Source organism: Cupriavidus basilensis, assembly GCF_029335485.1.
Lineage (GTDB): Bacteria > Pseudomonadota > Gammaproteobacteria > Burkholderiales > Burkholderiaceae > Cupriavidus > Cupriavidus basilensis_E.
Genome location: NZ_JARJLM010000172.1, coordinates 15,922 through 31,343, shown reverse-complemented (window position 1 = coordinate 31,343; position 15,422 = coordinate 15,922). Strand labels below are relative to the sequence as shown.

Here is a 15,422-nt window from a genome sequence, read left to right as displayed (position 1 = left end):
GGCGCGAGTGAGTACCGTGTCCAGCTCCAGCACGGACTGATACAGCACGCGTGTGCCATCGAGCAACTGCGAGGGGTCGATCCATTCTTCCGGGCAATGGCTGCGGCCATTCAGGCAAGGAATGAAGATCATGCCGATCGGGCCCGTGGGCGCCATGTACACCGCGTCGTGGCCCGCGCCGCTTGGCAAGCGCATCGAGGCATAGCCGAGCCGGCTGGCGGCAGCTTCCACCGCATCCATGACCAGTGGCGCGCAATCGGTGGGCCGCGCCCGGCTGACCGGCGACATGTCCACGGTCAGCCGCAGCGCGGCGATATCGGGGGCCACGGCGGCCATGAGCGCCTCGGGGAAGCTGCTCAGCACCGGCTCGCTGTCGCTGCGAAGCTCCAGCATCAGTTCCACGTGGCCCGGCACCGCGTTGGGCACATTCGGCGTCATTGCAATGCGGCCGATAGTGGCGACGACGTAGTGCGGATTTCCGCTGAGCGCACTGGCGTGGCGATAAGCGGCATCGATGACGCGCGCGGCACCAACCAGCGCATCGCGCCGAATGTCCATCGGCGTGGTGCCGGCATGGTCAGGCTGGCCTTTGACGGTGATCAGCGCACGGCGAATGCCCACGATATTGGTCACCACGCCGATCGGCAGCTTGCGGGTTTCCAGCACCGGCCCTTGCTCGATGTGCAGTTCCACGAACGCCGCGGTGCCGCCGGCGCCGCGCAGGGGCGCGCCCAGCGCCGCCGGGTCGCCACCCATGCGGCGTATGCCTTCGGCGAGCGTTTCGCCTTTCGCATTGGTGGCCGACAGCATATCCGCATGGAGCTGGCCCGACAGCGCCCGGCTGCCCACGCAGGAGATGCCGTAGTCGCTGGGTTCTTCCGACAGGAAGTCGACTACCTCGAATGGATGCGCCAGCGTGACGCCATGCTCGTGCATCGCATGCGCGACCTCGATGCCAGCCAGCACACCGATGATGCCATCGAAGCGCCCGCCGCCGACCACCGTGTCGCAGTGCGACCCCGTGACAATCGGCTTGCGCTCCGGATCGTGCCCGGCGCGCCGGCCCACCAGGTTGCCGCCGGCGTCCTGATGCACCGCCAGGCCAGCGGACTCGAACTCCTGGCGCAGCCAGGCGCGCGCTTCCGCGAACATCGGCGAAAAGGCCCGGCGTGTCCAGGGAACCTCGGGCTGGGTCATGCGCGACAGCGTTTCGACCCGTGCCCACAGGCGCTCGGCATTCAAGGGAGGGAGAGTATTCGACATGGATTCCAATGTGAGTAGTGACAGACTATGCGGACTCAAGCCACGCGGGGGCGCAGGAAACGGCCATCGCCCTTGTTGTTGACGATGCGCTTGCCGTCGTAGACCTGCTGGCCGCGGCACCAGGTGCCGGCCACGCGCACGCTGAACTCACGGCCTTCGAAGGCACTCCATTGCACTGCCGACAGGCTGCCGGAGGGATCGAAGGCATGGCGCTCAGGGGCAAGGATCACGATATCGGCATCGTGGCCGACCGCCAGCGAGCCCTTCCGGTCGTCCAGCAGGAAGTGGCGCGCAGGGTTCCGGCAGAGCTGCCTGACCACCATGGCCGGCGTGATGCCGTGCTCCTCGCAGCCGGTCCAGAAGGCGGGCAGCAACGTCTCCAGCCCCGGCCCGCCGGACGCGTTCTTGAACACATTGGGATCCTGCTTGCGCTCCAGCCCCCAGCTGACGTGGTCCGAAGAAACAAAGGTGCACTCGTCTCGCGCAATGTGCGTCCACAACAAATCCACCTCGGCCTTGGGCCGAATCGGCGGATAGTGCTTGGTCCTGGCGCCGAAGCGGCGCGTATGCTCCTCGTGGTTCAGCATAAGGTACTGCACGCACGTTTCGATGCTGGCGCGGTGGCCCGCGCGGCGATACATATTGCACAGTTCGAAGCCGCGCGACGTGGACACATGGACGGCATGCGCGCGCGCGCCGGTTTGCGCGCCGATTTCATAGATGATGCCGGTTGCCAGGTTCTCGATCAAAGGCGTGTGGGCACGCAGGAAGGCATCCCAGCCGGTGTCGCCCGCTTCGGTCATGCGGGCGATATTCTTGCGCGTCAGCTCCTGCATCTGATTGTGGACGCCGCAGGCCAACCCCGTCGGGGCGATCAGGCGGAAGGCCTCATAGAGCTCGTCTTCCGCGACGCGGGGGAAGCGCCCGGGCGTGGCTTCGAAGGTCGAGAACTTGAAGGCGCAGACACCGCCCTCGATCAGGCCGGCGGCGGCCTGCAGGCCGTGGGTGGCATTCAACGTGCCAAACAGGGCCACGTCCACATGGCAGTCGCGCTCGGCCTGTGCGATCTTGGCATCCAGCTGCGCGCGCGCCGCGACCGGCTCAGGGTCATCGTAGGGCATATCGACCATCACCGTCACGCCGCCGGCGGCTGCCGCGCGAGATGCCCAGCCCAGACCTTCCTGGTTGCGCTGGCTACCGGAGTGGACCTGTCCATCAATCACCCCGGGCATGACCCATCGACCGCGCGCATCCACGGTATCGCGCGCGGCCGGCGCCGCACCGGTGCCGCGTGCTGCAACCCTCCCCTCGCGTACCGCCAGCCAGCCGTCTTCGACCACGCCGTGCGCTTCCACAAGGTTGCCTCGTACCACCAAATCAAAATCGCCCATGACACTCCTGTCTCGTTCGTGCTGTTGAGATTCCGGTAGTGTAGTAAGCGATGTGCCAACACGTCCTATGCCAATATGTGTGAAGGCGTTGAGCAAATGTTATGCCTTTGCGGGACTTGTCGCCCGCGCGGCGACAGGGTTGCCCGCGGCGCGCGAAATCCAGGTATCGGGCCGCTCCTGGCGAGCGCAGCAGCCCTGGCACAAGGACGACGGGCAGGATGGGGATATATGAGCGTGTCCCATTCGCGCCAGGTATTCGCTTGTTCGGATACTGACTAAGCGCAATGTTGCCCGGATTTGCTGGCTTGGCAGCAGTCGCCCAGCAGCCAACTGCTGCCGGGCCAGCAACGGCTGCCGACCCAAGGCCGATACTCTCCATTCCTCTCTACCTTGGCGCCTGTGGCATGGGTTGTGCTCTGTATCCGGTACGCAGGAGCTCACAAGCGCTCCCGCATTCATCATCGACAGCCCCAAATAATTCAACCTATGAACTCCGAAAGTCAGCCCAGCCATCTGCCGCTTTCGCGCGGCACGGATTACGAGCAACTGGCCGCCCGCTTCCGCCCCATCTTTCATCGCATCGCCGAAGGCGCCGTCGAGCGCGAGCGCGGTCGCACGCTGCCGTACGAGCAGGTGACCTGGCTGAAGGAGGCCGGCTTCGGCGCAGTGCGCGTGCCGATCGAGCACGGCGGTGCCGGCGCCTCGCTGCCGCAGCTGATCCAGTTGCTGATCGAATTGGCGGAGGCGGACTCCGCCCTGCCGCAGGCCTTGCGCGGGCATTTCGCCTTCGTGGAGGACAGGATCAATGCAGCACCTGGCGCGGCGCGCGACAAGTGGCTGGCGCGCTTCGTCGCGGGCGACATCGTCGGCAACGCGTGGACCGAAGTCGGCACTGTCAAACTGGGCGAGGTCATCACGCGCGTGTCGTTCCAGGACCAGCGCTGGGTGGTCAACGGCACCAAGTACTACAGCACGGGCAGCATCTTCGCGGACTGGATCGACGTCTACGCCCGGCGCGACGACAACGGCGCAGACGTGATCGCCGCCATCAGCACGCGCCAGCCCGGCGTGCGCCAAAGCGACGACTGGGACGGATTCGGCCAGCGCACCACCGGCAGCGGCACCTCGGTGTTCGACAACGCACGAGTCGAGGAGGAGAACCTCATCGGCTTCTCCACCCGTTTCAAATACCAGACCGCCTTCTACCAGCTCGTGCTGCTCGCCGTTCTGGCGGGAACCGGCCGTGCGGCGCTGCGAGACGTCTCGCACGAGGTCCGCAGGCGCACGCGCGTGTACAGCCACGGCAATGCCGGCCGCGTCAGCGAGGATGCGCAGGTGCTGCAGGTGGTGGGCAAGATCTCCGCACGCATCTACGCGGCCGAAGCGGCTGCGGTGCGCGCGGCCCACCCTTCGCAACGCGCCTACGAGGCGCGTTTCGGCGGCGATGCCAAGGCCGAGAACGACGCCAACGTCGCCGCTGAGATCGAATCTGCACAGGCGCAGATTGTGGTGGCGGACCTGGTGTTGCAGGCTACCACCGAGTTGTTCAATGCGCTCGGCGCATCCGGCGTCAGCGAGAGCAAGCTGCTCGACCGCCACTGGCGCAACGCGCGCACGGCTGCGTCGCACAATCCACTGATCTACAAGGAGCGCATCGTGGGCGACTGGGAAATCAACGGCACCGAGCCGCCCTATGTCTGGCAGATCGGCAATGGTGTTGCCACCGCCTGATCCGGCGCCCAAAGCGAAACCGGCCACCCTCGCGGTCGCCGGCTTCACAGTATGCGCCAGCGCTACTTCTGCGCCGAGATCTGCTTGGCGCGGATCAGCCGCGCACGCAGCACGTTGCGGCTGATGCCGAGCAGCCTCGCCGCCTGGATCTGGTTGCGGTAGCAGAAGTCGAACGCCACCCGCATCACCGCATCCTCGATCTGCTCGAACAGCTTGTCTTCTCCCTTGCCGAAGAGGTTGCGCAACGCCACCTCCAACCCCTCGAACGAGGTCGACTGCGCGGGCTCGCTGGCCACGCGCTGTACCGATTGCCGGCCGAACGACGAGATCTGCAGATCGCCTTCACCCAGCGCGTCGCTGCGGCACACCAGCAGGCCATAGTGAATCACGTTCTCTAGCTCACGGATATTTCCTGGCCAGCTGTGTTCCAGCAGCTTGCGCTCGGCGCGTGGCTCGATGACCACCGCCCCGTAGCCGAGCCGGTCGCGGTATTCCTCGATGAAGTACCTGGCCAGCGGCAGGATGTCGCCGGGACGGTCGCGCAGCGCCGGCACGGCTAGATGGACCACGTTCAAACGATAGAACAGGTCTTCGCGGAAATGACCCGCCGCTACGGCGTCCTGCAAATGCACGTTGGTGGCCGCCAGCACCCGCACGTCGATGGGAATGCTCTTGCGCGTGCCCAGCCGCACGATCTCGCGCTCCTGCAGTACGCGCAGCAGTTTCACCTGCATCGACAGCGGCAGGTCGCCGATCTCGTCCAGGAACAGCGTGCCGCCGTTGGCGGCTTCGAACCAGCCGGGCTTGGCGGAGAACGCGCCGGTAAACGCGCCCTTCTCATGGCCGAACAGCTCGCTCTCCACCAGCGTCTCGGAGAAGGCCCCGCAGTTGACAGCCACGAAGGGCCCGCCGGCACGCCTGCTGAGGTTGTGGACGTGGCGCGCCACCAGCTCCTTGCCCGTCCCGGTTTCGCCAATCACCAGCACATTGGCGTCACTCGGCGCAACCATGCGGATACGTTCGAGCAAGGCCAGAGAATGGGGATCGGCGAACACCTGGGCGCTGGCGCGGATGGAGGTGGCCAGCGCGCGCTTGCCGGGTAGCGTCAGCAGCGGTGGAGCCTCGGCCGGCACTGATTCCACGCGCTCTGGAAAGGAACGCTGTAGCGAAGAGTTCATGAGTAGAAGCCCGGCGTGGGATAGCGTTGCTTGAGCACCCAGTCGCCAAGCTCCCTGAGCTTGTAGGCAAGCGGGTCGTGGAGGGTATGGGTGCGCAGGTTGCGCCAGTGGCGGTCCAGCCGCAGCGCGCCATGCGTGGCGCGCGCGCCGGCCACATCGAACATGCGCGTACAGATGCCCAGCCCGGTTTCCGTGGCGCAAACCTTGGCGGTAGCCACGGCCAGCGCAACCTCACCGCGCTGCGCCTCGGTGAGCGCCGCGCCGCGCTGCCACGCGGCATCCAGCCGGTCCGCCGCGCGATCGGCCAGCACACGCGCGGATTCCAGGCCGACCCAGAACTCGCCGTACTGGCCGAGGATGTAGGGGTCGTCGTCGGTGCGCTCCACCTTGGCCGCGTGCCAGGGACGGGACTCGTGCAGCGTGTAGTGGCGCGCATCGTCAAAGGCGCCCTCGGAGATGCCCAGGTAGATATTGGTCAGGATCAACTGCGCCAGCAGCGGACGCAGGCAGGCGAACGGCGTCGACAATGGACCGGGATCGGCAAGGATCTCATGGTGTTCCACACGCACCTTCTTGAAGGTGACCGTGCCGCTATCGGTCTGGCGCTGGCCGATGTTGTCCCAGTCCTCTGCCACCGAGATGCCGGAGCGCCCAGTGGGGATCGCGGCTATCAGCAGCGTGCCGCTGTCGGCGTCGCGCGCGGAGGCAATCAGCATCTCCGAGTCGAGCGCGCCGGAGCAGAAGCTCTTCTGCCCGTTGAACTCGCGCCAGTCGCCATGCTCGCGGCTGACCGCGCGTTCGTCCAGCGGGTTCAGCGCATTGCCCCAGAACCACTGGTGGCGCGCGGTCTGCTCGAACCATGCCTCCCACTGCACCGGCGCGCCGAACAGGCGCACCGTAGCCAGCATCAGGTGATGGAATCCGAACACGTGGCCCAGCGAACCGTCGGCCCGGCCGACTGTGCGTACCGCGTCCAGCGTCTCGCGCCAGCTGGCGCCGTGGCCGCCGTACCGCAGGGGAATGCTCAAGGCCAACAGGCCGCTGGCACGCAAGGCATCGCGCTCGGCCTTGGGCGTGCCGCCGCGCGCATCGCGCTCGGCGGCAGTGACGGCAAAGGCTTGCGCCAACTGCTGCGCAAGCTGCCGCGGCGTGCCGTCGGCCGCAGTGGCGGCTGGCGGGGACAGAGGGGATGCCGGCGCTCCCGGCGGAACCTGGATGGCATGCATAGGGGCAATGATTTTCTGCGCCTGGCGCGCAAGACCGGCGGTAGTGGTAGCACGACCGCGCGTTGATATGAATGTGGCAGGCCTGCTGCCTGACGAACACATTCTGACCATCTGGGCCCGGATTTGAAGGATTTTGTTCGAATAACGAAAGTTGAACTGCTTCTTTGACAGCAACGTTGCACCGGCAGCGGCTTCCCGGCCAGCACGCTGCTGCATGACTGCTTCTCACGCAGCAGCCACGGCACCGGCGCGAACGCCGCGATAGGCGCCGAAGACGCGCTGGGCAGGGCCTGGCGGGCAGTTGCATGCCATGGGCACGCAATCTGCAGAAGGAGTACTCCGTCGACCTTCAACCGCACTCCCTATGCAACTATTCTGGTTCCTTCCCACCCACGGCGACAGTCGCCACCTTGGCACCACGCACGGCGCGCGCAGCGTCAACCATCACTACCTGCGGCAGATCGCGCAGGCCGCCGACGAACTCGGCTACGAGGGCGTGCTGATTCCCACCGGCCGCTCCTGCGAGGACGCGTGGATCGCGGCGGCCTCGCTGATGCCGTTCACCGAGCGCCTGAAGTTCCTGGTCGCGATCCGCCCGGGCATCATCTCCCCCACCGTGTCCGCCCGCCAGGCCGCCACGCTCGACCGTTTCTCCAACGGCCGCCTGCTGATCAATGTGGTAACCGGCGGCGACCCCGACGAGCAGCATGGCGACGGCAGCTTCCTCTCGCACGCCGAACGCTATGAGCTGACCGACGAATTCCTGCGCATCTGGCGCGGCGTGGCCGCCGGCGAAACGGTCAACCACACCGGCAAGCATCTGCGCGTGGAAAACGCCAGGACGCTCTACCGACCCGTGCAGACGCCTTATCCGCCGCTTTGGTTCGGCGGCTCTTCCGACCCCGCCATCGAACTGGCCGGCCAACAGGTCGATGTGTACCTGACCTGGGGCGAGCCGCCCGCCGATGTCGCCGACAAGATCGCCCGTGCCCGCTCCGCCGCGGCCAGGCACGGGCGCACGCTGCGCTTTGGCATGCGCCTGCACGTGATCGTGCGCGAGACCAGCGAGCAGGCCTGGCAGGCAGCCGAGGAACTGATCTCCTACGTCACCGACGACACCATCGCAGCCGCGCAGAAGGCCTTCTCCCGCTTCGATTCCGTCGGCCAGCAGCGCATGGCCGCGCTGCACGGCGGACGGCGCGACCAACTGGAGGTATCGCCCAACCTGTGGGCTGGCGTGGGCCTGGTGCGAGGCGGCGCCGGCACCGCGCTGGTCGGCAATCCGCAGGAGGTTGCCGCGCGCATCAAGGAGTATTCGGAGCTTGGCATAGAGACCTTCATCTTCTCGGGCTACCCGCACCTGGAGGAAGCCTACCGCGTGGCCGAGCTGCTGTTTCCGCTGCTGCCGCTGGAGCAGACGCGAGCCCCCGCGCAGATCAACCTGACCGGCCCCTTCGGCGAAATGATCGCCAATGACATCGTGCCACCGACGCGCTTGCGGCAGTCCGAGGACGCCAGGGAGGCACAGGTATGACGCGCATAGCGGTGGATACGGGCGATGACGTCGCGCCGTGGCTGGGGACCGTCGAGGAGGTAGCCACGGCGCTGGCAAGAACGGCCGTCGAGCGCGACCAGCGCGGCGGCACGGCAACGGCGGAGCGCCAGTTGCTGCGCGAGAGCGGCCTGCTGGCGCTGAGCGTGCCGACCGGACAGGGCGGCCTGGGCGCCGACTGGCAAGCCGTGCTGGGCGTGGTACGGCGTTTCGCGCGGGTGGACAGCTCGGTGGCGCACCTGTTTGCCTTCCACCACTTGCTGCTGGCGACCACGCGCCTGTTCGGGCACGACGGCCAATGGCAGCCGTGGCTAAAGGAGAGCGTGCAGCGGCGCTGGTTCTGGGGCAATGCGCTAAACCCGCTTGACAAGGGTGCGCTCGCCTCCCCCTCGTCCAACGGCGGCTACACCTTTTCCGGACGCAAGAGCTTCTGTTCCGGCGCGGCCGACTCGGACATGCTGGTGGTGTCCGCCTTCGAGAACAACAGTCGACTATTGATCGGCGTGGTGCCCACCGCACGCAAAGGCATCACGGTGCTCAACGACTGGGACAACATGGGCCAGCGCCAGACCGACAGCGGCACGGTGATCCTCGACCGACTCTCCGTGGCGCCAGCCGACCTGCTGACCGACCCTGGACCGCTGTCGACGCCCTTCGCTTGCCTACGCCCGATGCTCGCGCAGTTGATCCTGGCCAATATCTACCTGGGCCTGGGCGAAGGCGCATTGGCCGAAGCGCGCAGTTTCACATTGCAGAGCGCGCGCCCGTGGATCGCGTCGCCCGCGGCCAGCGCCAGCGAAGACCTCTATGTGCTCGGGCACTACGGAGATTTCTGGCTCGCGCTGGAAGGCGCTCGCGCCCTTGCCGACAAGGCCTCCGCTGCCTTCGACGACGCCTGGCAACGCGGCACGGCGCTCACGGAACGGCAGCGCGGCAAGGTAGCTGTTGCCGTGGCGGCGGCCAAGGTCGCCACCACCCGCGCCGGCCTGGAAGTGGCCAACCGCATGTTCGAGGTGACCGGTGCGCGTGCCACCACGGCAGCGCTGCGGCTGGACCGATTCTGGCGCAACCTGCGCGTGCACACGCTCCACGACCCGCTCGACTACAAGGTACGCGAACTCGGCGACTGGGCACTGAACGAGCGCTTGCCGGTGCCGAGCTTCTACTCATGAAGGCGCCGACATGCGAATGGACGGCTGCGGCACTGCTTTCCCGGCAGCAGCAGCGCCGCAGCCCTGCTGCGCCAGCTTCATGCCGGCACTGAATAACGTCATGCGGACCCCCTGATTGCGCGGCAATCCCGCCGCCGCTGCAGGAAAACACGCCGCGCCCACCTCGCCCCGCGCAGTGGCACGGTTCTCGCTATTACCCCTGTATTGCTGTCCTGCGGTTGCTTTCCGCACTCCCTCGAAGGAAGTCGAAACATGAGCAAGAGACTTAACGTAGTCGCCATCTCCGGTGGCTTGCAGCGCCCCTCGCGCACGCTGGTGCTGGTGGAGCAGATACTGGCATCGCTTGGCAATGCGCTGGCGATCGACACACGCCTGATCGAGCTTGGCGAGATCGGCCCGCGCCTGGCCGGCGCATTGCATCGCAGCCAGTTGCCCGCCGAGGTCGAGGCACAGATCCAGGCCATCGAATCGGCCGACCTGCTGGTGGTGGCCAGCCCCGTGTATCGCGCGTCGTTCACCGGCCTGTTCAAGCACCTGTTCGACCTGGTCCACCACGAGGCGCTGATCGAGGTGCCCGTGCTGCTGGCCGCCACCGGCGGCAGCGACCGCCACGCACTGGTGATCGATCACCAGTTGCGCCCGCTGTTCAGCTTCTTCCAGGCTCGCACGCTGCCGATCGGCGTCTACGCGTCGGAAGCCGATTTCCGCGGCTACGAAATCGCCAATCCGGCGCTGCAGGCTCGCATCGCACTGGCCATCGAACGCGCCGTTCCCTGGGTGCATGGCGGGCGCTCCAGCGCGCCCTTCCAGCAGGCCACGGCGCTGGCTGCCTAGCCCCACCGGTCCCATTCCAAGTGAATCCAGTCTATCAAACCAATCTCGGAGTACAACCATGAGCCAGCATTCTTCGCACGACGACGACGTCAAGTTCGCTTACTGGGTCCCCAACGTCAGCGGCGGCCTGGTGGTCAGCACCATCGAGCAGCGTACCGACTGGAGCCTTGAATACAACCAGAAGCTGGCCCGAACCGCAGAGGACGCAGGCTTCGAATACGCGCTGAGCCAGATCCGCTTCACTGCCGGCTACGGCGCCGAGCATCAGCACGAATCGGTGTCGTTCAGCCAAGCCCTGCTGCACGCAACCACCAAGCTCAAGGTGCTGGCCGCCATCCTTCCCGGCCCCTGGCATCCGGCCGTGGTGGCCAAGCAGCTGGCCACCATCGACCATATCTCCAACGGTCGCATCGCCATCAATGTGGTCAGCGGCTGGTTCAAGGGCGAGTTCACCGCGCTGGGCGAACCGTGGCTGGAGCATGACGAGCGCTACCGCCGCTCCAACGAGTTCATCCAGGCGCTCAAGGGCATCTGGACCCAAGACAATTTCACGTTCAAGGGCGACTTTTACCGCTTCAACGACTACACCCTGAGTCCCAAACCGATCCAGAAGCCGCACCCCGAGATCTTCCAGGGCGGCAGTTCGCGCGCCGCGCGCGACAACGCCGCCAGTGTGTCCGACTGGTACTTCACCAACGGCAACACGCCCGAGGGCCTCAAGGCGCAGATCGACGACATCCAGGCCAAGGCGGCCAAGAACAAGCACAAGGTCCGCATTGGCGTAAACGCCTTCGTGATTGCCCGCGACACCGAAGAAGAAGCGAAGGCCGTGCTTGCAGACATCATCAAGCATGCTCACGTAGAAGCCGTGCATGCCTTCGGCGACGCGGTGAAGCAGGCCGGCAAGGCAGCGCCGGAAGGCGAAGGCAACTGGGCCAAGTCGAGCTTCGAAGACCTGGTGCAGTACAACGACGGCTTCCGCACCAACCTGATCGGCACGCCGCAGCAGATCGCCGAGCGCATCGTCGAGCTGAAATCGGTAGGCGTGGACCTGGTGCTGACCGGCTTCCTGCATTTCATCGAGGAGGTGGAATACTTCGGCAAGCGGGTGCTGCCGCTGGTACGCGAGCTCGAGCGCAGGCAACAGGCAAAGGCAGCCTGACCATGGCCATCGGCGAACCGCAAACGCTGCCCGACTGCCTGCGCCAGCAAGCGCGGCAGCGCCCGCACGCACCCGCGCTGCGCCACAAGCGGCTGGGCCGCTGGCAGGTGCTGACCTGGCAGCAGGTTGTCGAGCAGACCGAGCAGCTTGCCGCCGGCCTGACGCAGTTGGGCTTCGCGCCCGGCGACACGCTGGCGCTGGTCAGCCATCCGCGCACGGAGGCACTGCTGCTGTCGCTGGCGGCGCAGTGGGCGGGCGGCGTGGCTGTGCCGCTAGACCCGCACTTGGGCGATGCGGCGCTCGACGACATCGTGCGGCACCTGGCGCCGCGCTTCGCCTTCGCCGAGGACGACCGGCAGCTCGACCGCCTGCTGACGCGCGTGCCGCGGGTGATCGATGCCAATCCGCGCGGCCTGCCCGGGCATCCTCATGCCTGGGTGACCGACTATGGCGCATTGCATGCGCCCTCGCCTGCGGGCTTTTCACCCGCCGCGCAGCCGCATGGCGAGGCCTTCACCTTCCTGCGCGCCGAGGCGCCGGGCGAGCTTGCCGAGCAGCGCTTCACGCATGCCGCGCTGGTGCGCGAAGCACGGCATGTGGCTGCCACGGAGCGGCTGCACGCCGGCGATGAGGCTTTCGCTGCGCGAGCCTTTGCGGCGGCGGCGCAGGCGCGCTACCTGATCGCGCCTTGGCTGCTCGCCGGCTTCCGGCTGAACTTCCCCGAATCGCTCGCCACCCGCGACAACGACCGCCGCGAGCTGGCGCCCACGCTAGTGGCCGGCACGCGGGAAACCTACGCGCGGCTGGCCCAGCTGGTCGACGACCGCCTGCCCGGCCCACACACTTGGCGCCGCAAGCTGCTGGCAAGCTCGCAAAGCCGGCGAAGCGGCCCGCTGACGCGCGCCATCGCCTGGTGGCTGGTGGCCCGTCCGCTGCGCGAGGTGATCGGCTTCTCGCGCACGCATGCGGCGCTGGTGACGGGGCCCGCGCTGAACGACAGCACCGCTGCGCTGTTCGCCGCGCTGCGCGTCGACGTGCACGCGTGGCCCGAGACCGGCGCGTGGCAGCGGGTTGCCTCCCGCGCCGATGCCCTGCCCCTCCGGAACCACCCGCAAGCGGCCCAGCCGGCCTATTGAACCAGGATCCTTCCGCCTCATGTCATTTCCATCCCCCACATTGCTATCGCTGGAGCACATCTCGCTGTCGTTCAACGGCGTGAAGGCCGTCACCGACATCAGCTTCGCCGTCGGCACCGGCGAGATATGCGCACTGATCGGCCCCAACGGCGCGGGCAAGAGTTCGCTGCTCAACGTGATCAACGGCGTCTACCGCCCGCAGGAAGGCTGCATCCATTTCGACGGCCGCGCCCACCGGCGCATGGACCCGTACCGCGCGGCGCACAGTGGCATTGCCCGCACCTTCCAGAACATCGCATTGTTCCACCGCATGAGCGTGCTGGATAACGTGCTGACCGGCCGCAACCTGCATCGCCGCAGCACATGGCTGGAGCAGACGCTGCGCATCGGCCGCGCGCGCGCCGACGACGCCGCGCAACTGCGCTACAGCGAGATCGTCATCGAGGCGCTCGACCTGCAGGAGCACCGCCACAGCATCGTCGGTACGCTGCCCTACGGCGTGCGCAAGCGCGTGGAACTGGCCCGCGCGCTGGCCGCCGAGCCGCGCCTGCTGCTGCTGGACGAACCCATGGCCGGCATGAATGCCGAGGAAAAGCAAGCCATGGCCGGCTACGTGCTAGTAGCCAACGCCCAGCTCGGCGCCACCGTCGTGCTGATCGAGCACGACATCGGCATGGTGATGGACCTCTCCGACCACGTGGCAGTGCTGGACTACGGCAGGAAGATTGCCGATGGCCTGCCCGCCGACGTGCGCACTGATCCTGACGTACTCGCCGCTTATCTCGGCACCCGTCACTGAGACACAACATGGGCTTTTTCCTTGAGGTACTCGCCGGCGGCTTGCTGGCGGGCGTGATGTATTCGCTCGTGGCGATCGGCTTCGTGCTGATCTACAAGGCCTCGGGCGTGTTCAACTTTGCGCAAGGTTCGCTGGTGCTGTTCGGCGCACTGACCTTCGTCAGCCTGGCCGAGCGGCAGGTCAATCCGTGGCTGGCCTTCGGCCTGACGCTGGCGGTGCTGGTGCTGATCGCGTTGGCCATCGGCCGGCTGGTGCTGCGCCCGCTGGTGAACCGACCGCCCATCGTGCTGTTCATGGCCACCCTGGGCCTGAGCTTCATCCTCGAAGGGGCCGCGCAGTTGTTCTGGGGCGCGCAGGTACACGGCCTGGACCTCGGCATCGACGACAAGCCGCTCGAGCTGGCCGGCGTGATGGTCAGCCAGTTCGATCTGTTCGCGGCCGCGACCGCCGCCGTGCTGGTGACCGGCCTGTGGCTGCTGACCAACCGCACGCGCCTGGGACTGTCGCTGCGCGCCGTCGCCGACGACCCGCTTGCCGCCCTAGCCGTGGGCATTCGGCTGCCCCGCATCTGGGCCATCGTGTGGGCGCTGGCCGGCTTCACCAGCCTGATTGCAGGGCTGCTTTGGGGTGCCCGTCTGGGCGTGCAGTTTTCGCTGTCGCTGGTGGTGTTGAAGGCCCTGCCGGTGCTGATTATCGGCGGCTTCTCCTCGATCGGCGGCACCATTGCCGGCGGGCTGCTGATCGGGGCGTCGGAGAAGCTGGCCGAGGTCTATCTCGGCGCGCTGCTCGGCGGTGGCATCGAGAACTGGTTCCCCTATCTGCTCGCGATGCTGTTCCTGCTCGCGCGCCCCGCCGGCCTGTTCGGCGAACCCGCCGTCGAACGCGTATGAGATTCGCCATGTCATCGACCCGGTTTGCAGCCCCCCTCACCCTGCCGTCTGCCGGTGGCCGGCGCCGGCTCCAGCTCGGAATCGGCCTATCGCTTCTTGCCGCCATCGCCTTCGTCGCCGTCCCCTTATTCGGCAACGACTACTGGCTCAACGCCATCCTGATTCCCTTCCTGGTGCTGTCGCTGGCAGGCCTCGGCCTGAATCTGCTGACCGGCTACGCGGGCCAGTTGTCGCTCGGCTCGGCCGCCTTCATGTCAGTGGGAGCTTATGCGTCCTACAACCTCGTGGTACGCGTGCCGGGGCTTCCGCTGCTGGCCGGCCTGCTGCTCGGCGGCCTGATCACCGGCGTCGTCAGCGTGCTTTTCGGCCTGTCCAGCCTGCGCATCAAGGGCTTCTACCTGATCGTCTCCACGCTGGCCGCGCAGTTCTTCGTCGAATGGATCTTCACGCGCGTGAGCTGGTTCTCCAACGACGACAGCTCGGGCGTGCTCAGCGCGCCCAGGATGGCCGTACTCGGCTGGGAGATCAACACGCCGGCCGCGCGCTACCTGCTGGTTCTCGGCGTGGTCACGGCCCTTTTCCTGTTTGCCGCCAGCCTGGTGAAAAGCGAACTGGGCCGACGCTGGACAGCCGTGCGCGACATGGATACCGCCGCCCGCGTGATCGGCATCCCCATCGCGCGCACCAAGCTGCTGGCCTTCGCGCTAAGTGGATTCGTGCTGGGCATTGCCGGCGCGCTGTGGGCCTTTGCCTACCTGGGCACGGTGGAGCCGCACGGCTTCGATCTGAATCTGTCGTTCCAGGTGCTGTTCATCATCATCCTTGGCGGCATGGGCAGCATCGGCGGCAACTTCCTGGGGGCGGCCTTCATCGTACTGCTGCCCATCGTGCTATCGCACGCGGCGGGCGCGCTTGCCGCCATCGGCATCGACGCCGCGCAATTGCAGAACCTGCAGAAGATCTTGTTCGGCACGCTGATCATCGTGTTCCTGATCAAGGAGCCAGACGGCCTGGCCCGGTTAGTGCAAGTGGCGCGGCAGCGCCAGCGCGACTGGCCGCTACGCGCCTGACCCCGTTTTTCAATCCCC

At 66.8% G+C, this 15,422-nt stretch carries 13 protein-coding genes; 9 read left to right on the top strand and 4 right to left on the bottom strand.

Annotated features, from left to right (window positions below; genetic code table 11):
• The coding region (locus P3W85_RS10315) for a Zn-dependent hydrolase (protein WP_276264717.1) at positions 1-1,263 on the bottom strand (1,263 nt) is incomplete at its 3' end.
• A 35-nt stretch (positions 1,264-1,298) separates the two neighbouring features.
• Complete coding sequence (locus P3W85_RS10310) at positions 1,299-2,654, bottom strand: dihydroorotase (protein WP_017227181.1); 1,356 nt, start codon at positions 2,652-2,654, stop codon at positions 1,299-1,301.
• A 486-nt stretch (positions 2,655-3,140) separates the two neighbouring features.
• Between P3W85_RS10310 and P3W85_RS10305 the strand changes: the two genes are divergently transcribed.
• Positions 3,141-4,385: an acyl-CoA dehydrogenase family protein gene (locus P3W85_RS10305; protein ID WP_017227180.1), complete on the top strand. Its 1,245-nt coding sequence runs from the start codon at positions 3,141-3,143 to the stop codon at positions 4,383-4,385.
• A 62-nt stretch (positions 4,386-4,447) separates the two neighbouring features.
• Here the strand turns inward: P3W85_RS10305 and P3W85_RS10300 are convergent, their stop codons facing one another.
• Both P3W85_RS10300 and P3W85_RS10295 read right to left on the bottom strand, forming a co-directional pair.
• A complete protein-coding gene (locus tag P3W85_RS10300) occupies positions 4,448-5,563 on the bottom strand; it encodes a sigma-54 interaction domain-containing protein (RefSeq protein ID WP_276264716.1) in 1,116 nt (371 codons plus the stop codon).
• Complete coding sequence (locus tag P3W85_RS10295) at positions 5,560-6,789, bottom strand: acyl-CoA dehydrogenase family protein (protein ID WP_276264715.1); 1,230 nt, start codon at positions 6,787-6,789, stop codon at positions 5,560-5,562. Before P3W85_RS10295 ends, P3W85_RS10300 begins: the two co-directional genes overlap by 4 nt.
• A 364-nt stretch (positions 6,790-7,153) precedes the next feature.
• On the opposite strand from P3W85_RS10295, the gene ssuD reads away from it, so the two are divergent.
• The 8 genes from ssuD (at position 7,154) to P3W85_RS10255 (ending at position 15,404) form a co-directional block, all read left to right on the top strand.
• Positions 7,154-8,323: an FMNH2-dependent alkanesulfonate monooxygenase gene (ssuD, locus tag P3W85_RS10290; RefSeq protein ID WP_276264714.1), complete on the top strand. Its 1,170-nt coding sequence runs from the start codon at positions 7,154-7,156 to the stop codon at positions 8,321-8,323.
• On the top strand, positions 8,320-9,513 hold the full coding sequence (locus tag P3W85_RS10285; protein WP_276264713.1) for an acyl-CoA dehydrogenase family protein: 1,194 nt from the start codon (positions 8,320-8,322) through the stop codon (positions 9,511-9,513). Before ssuD ends, P3W85_RS10285 begins: the two co-directional genes overlap by 4 nt.
• Positions 9,514-9,765: 252 nt before the next feature.
• Positions 9,766-10,347, top strand: a complete 582-nt coding sequence (msuE, locus tag P3W85_RS10280; RefSeq protein ID WP_017227175.1) for an FMN reductase — start codon at positions 9,766-9,768, stop codon at positions 10,345-10,347.
• Positions 10,348-10,405: 58 nt separating this feature from the next.
• Positions 10,406-11,509, top strand: a complete 1,104-nt coding sequence (gene sfnG, locus P3W85_RS10275) for a dimethylsulfone monooxygenase SfnG (RefSeq protein WP_017227174.1) — start codon at positions 10,406-10,408, stop codon at positions 11,507-11,509.
• A 2-nt stretch (positions 11,510-11,511) separates the two neighbouring features.
• The gene (locus P3W85_RS10270; protein WP_276264712.1) at positions 11,512-12,645 is read left to right on the top strand and encodes an AMP-binding protein; all 1,134 of its coding nucleotides are present in this window, start codon (positions 11,512-11,514) and stop codon (positions 12,643-12,645) included.
• 19 nt (positions 12,646-12,664) lie between these two features.
• On the top strand, positions 12,665-13,444 hold the full coding sequence (locus tag P3W85_RS10265; protein WP_276264711.1) for an ABC transporter ATP-binding protein: 780 nt from the start codon (positions 12,665-12,667) through the stop codon (positions 13,442-13,444).
• Between the two features lie 8 nt (positions 13,445-13,452).
• Entirely contained in the window at positions 13,453-14,334 is an 882-nt protein-coding gene (locus P3W85_RS10260; protein ID WP_276264710.1) for a branched-chain amino acid ABC transporter permease, read from the top strand.
• 8 nt (positions 14,335-14,342) lie between these two features.
• Positions 14,343-15,404 (top strand): branched-chain amino acid ABC transporter permease, encoded by a 1,062-nt coding sequence (locus P3W85_RS10255; protein ID WP_276264709.1) that lies wholly within the window; start codon positions 14,343-14,345, stop codon positions 15,402-15,404.
• Positions 15,405-15,422: the final 18 nt, after the last annotated feature.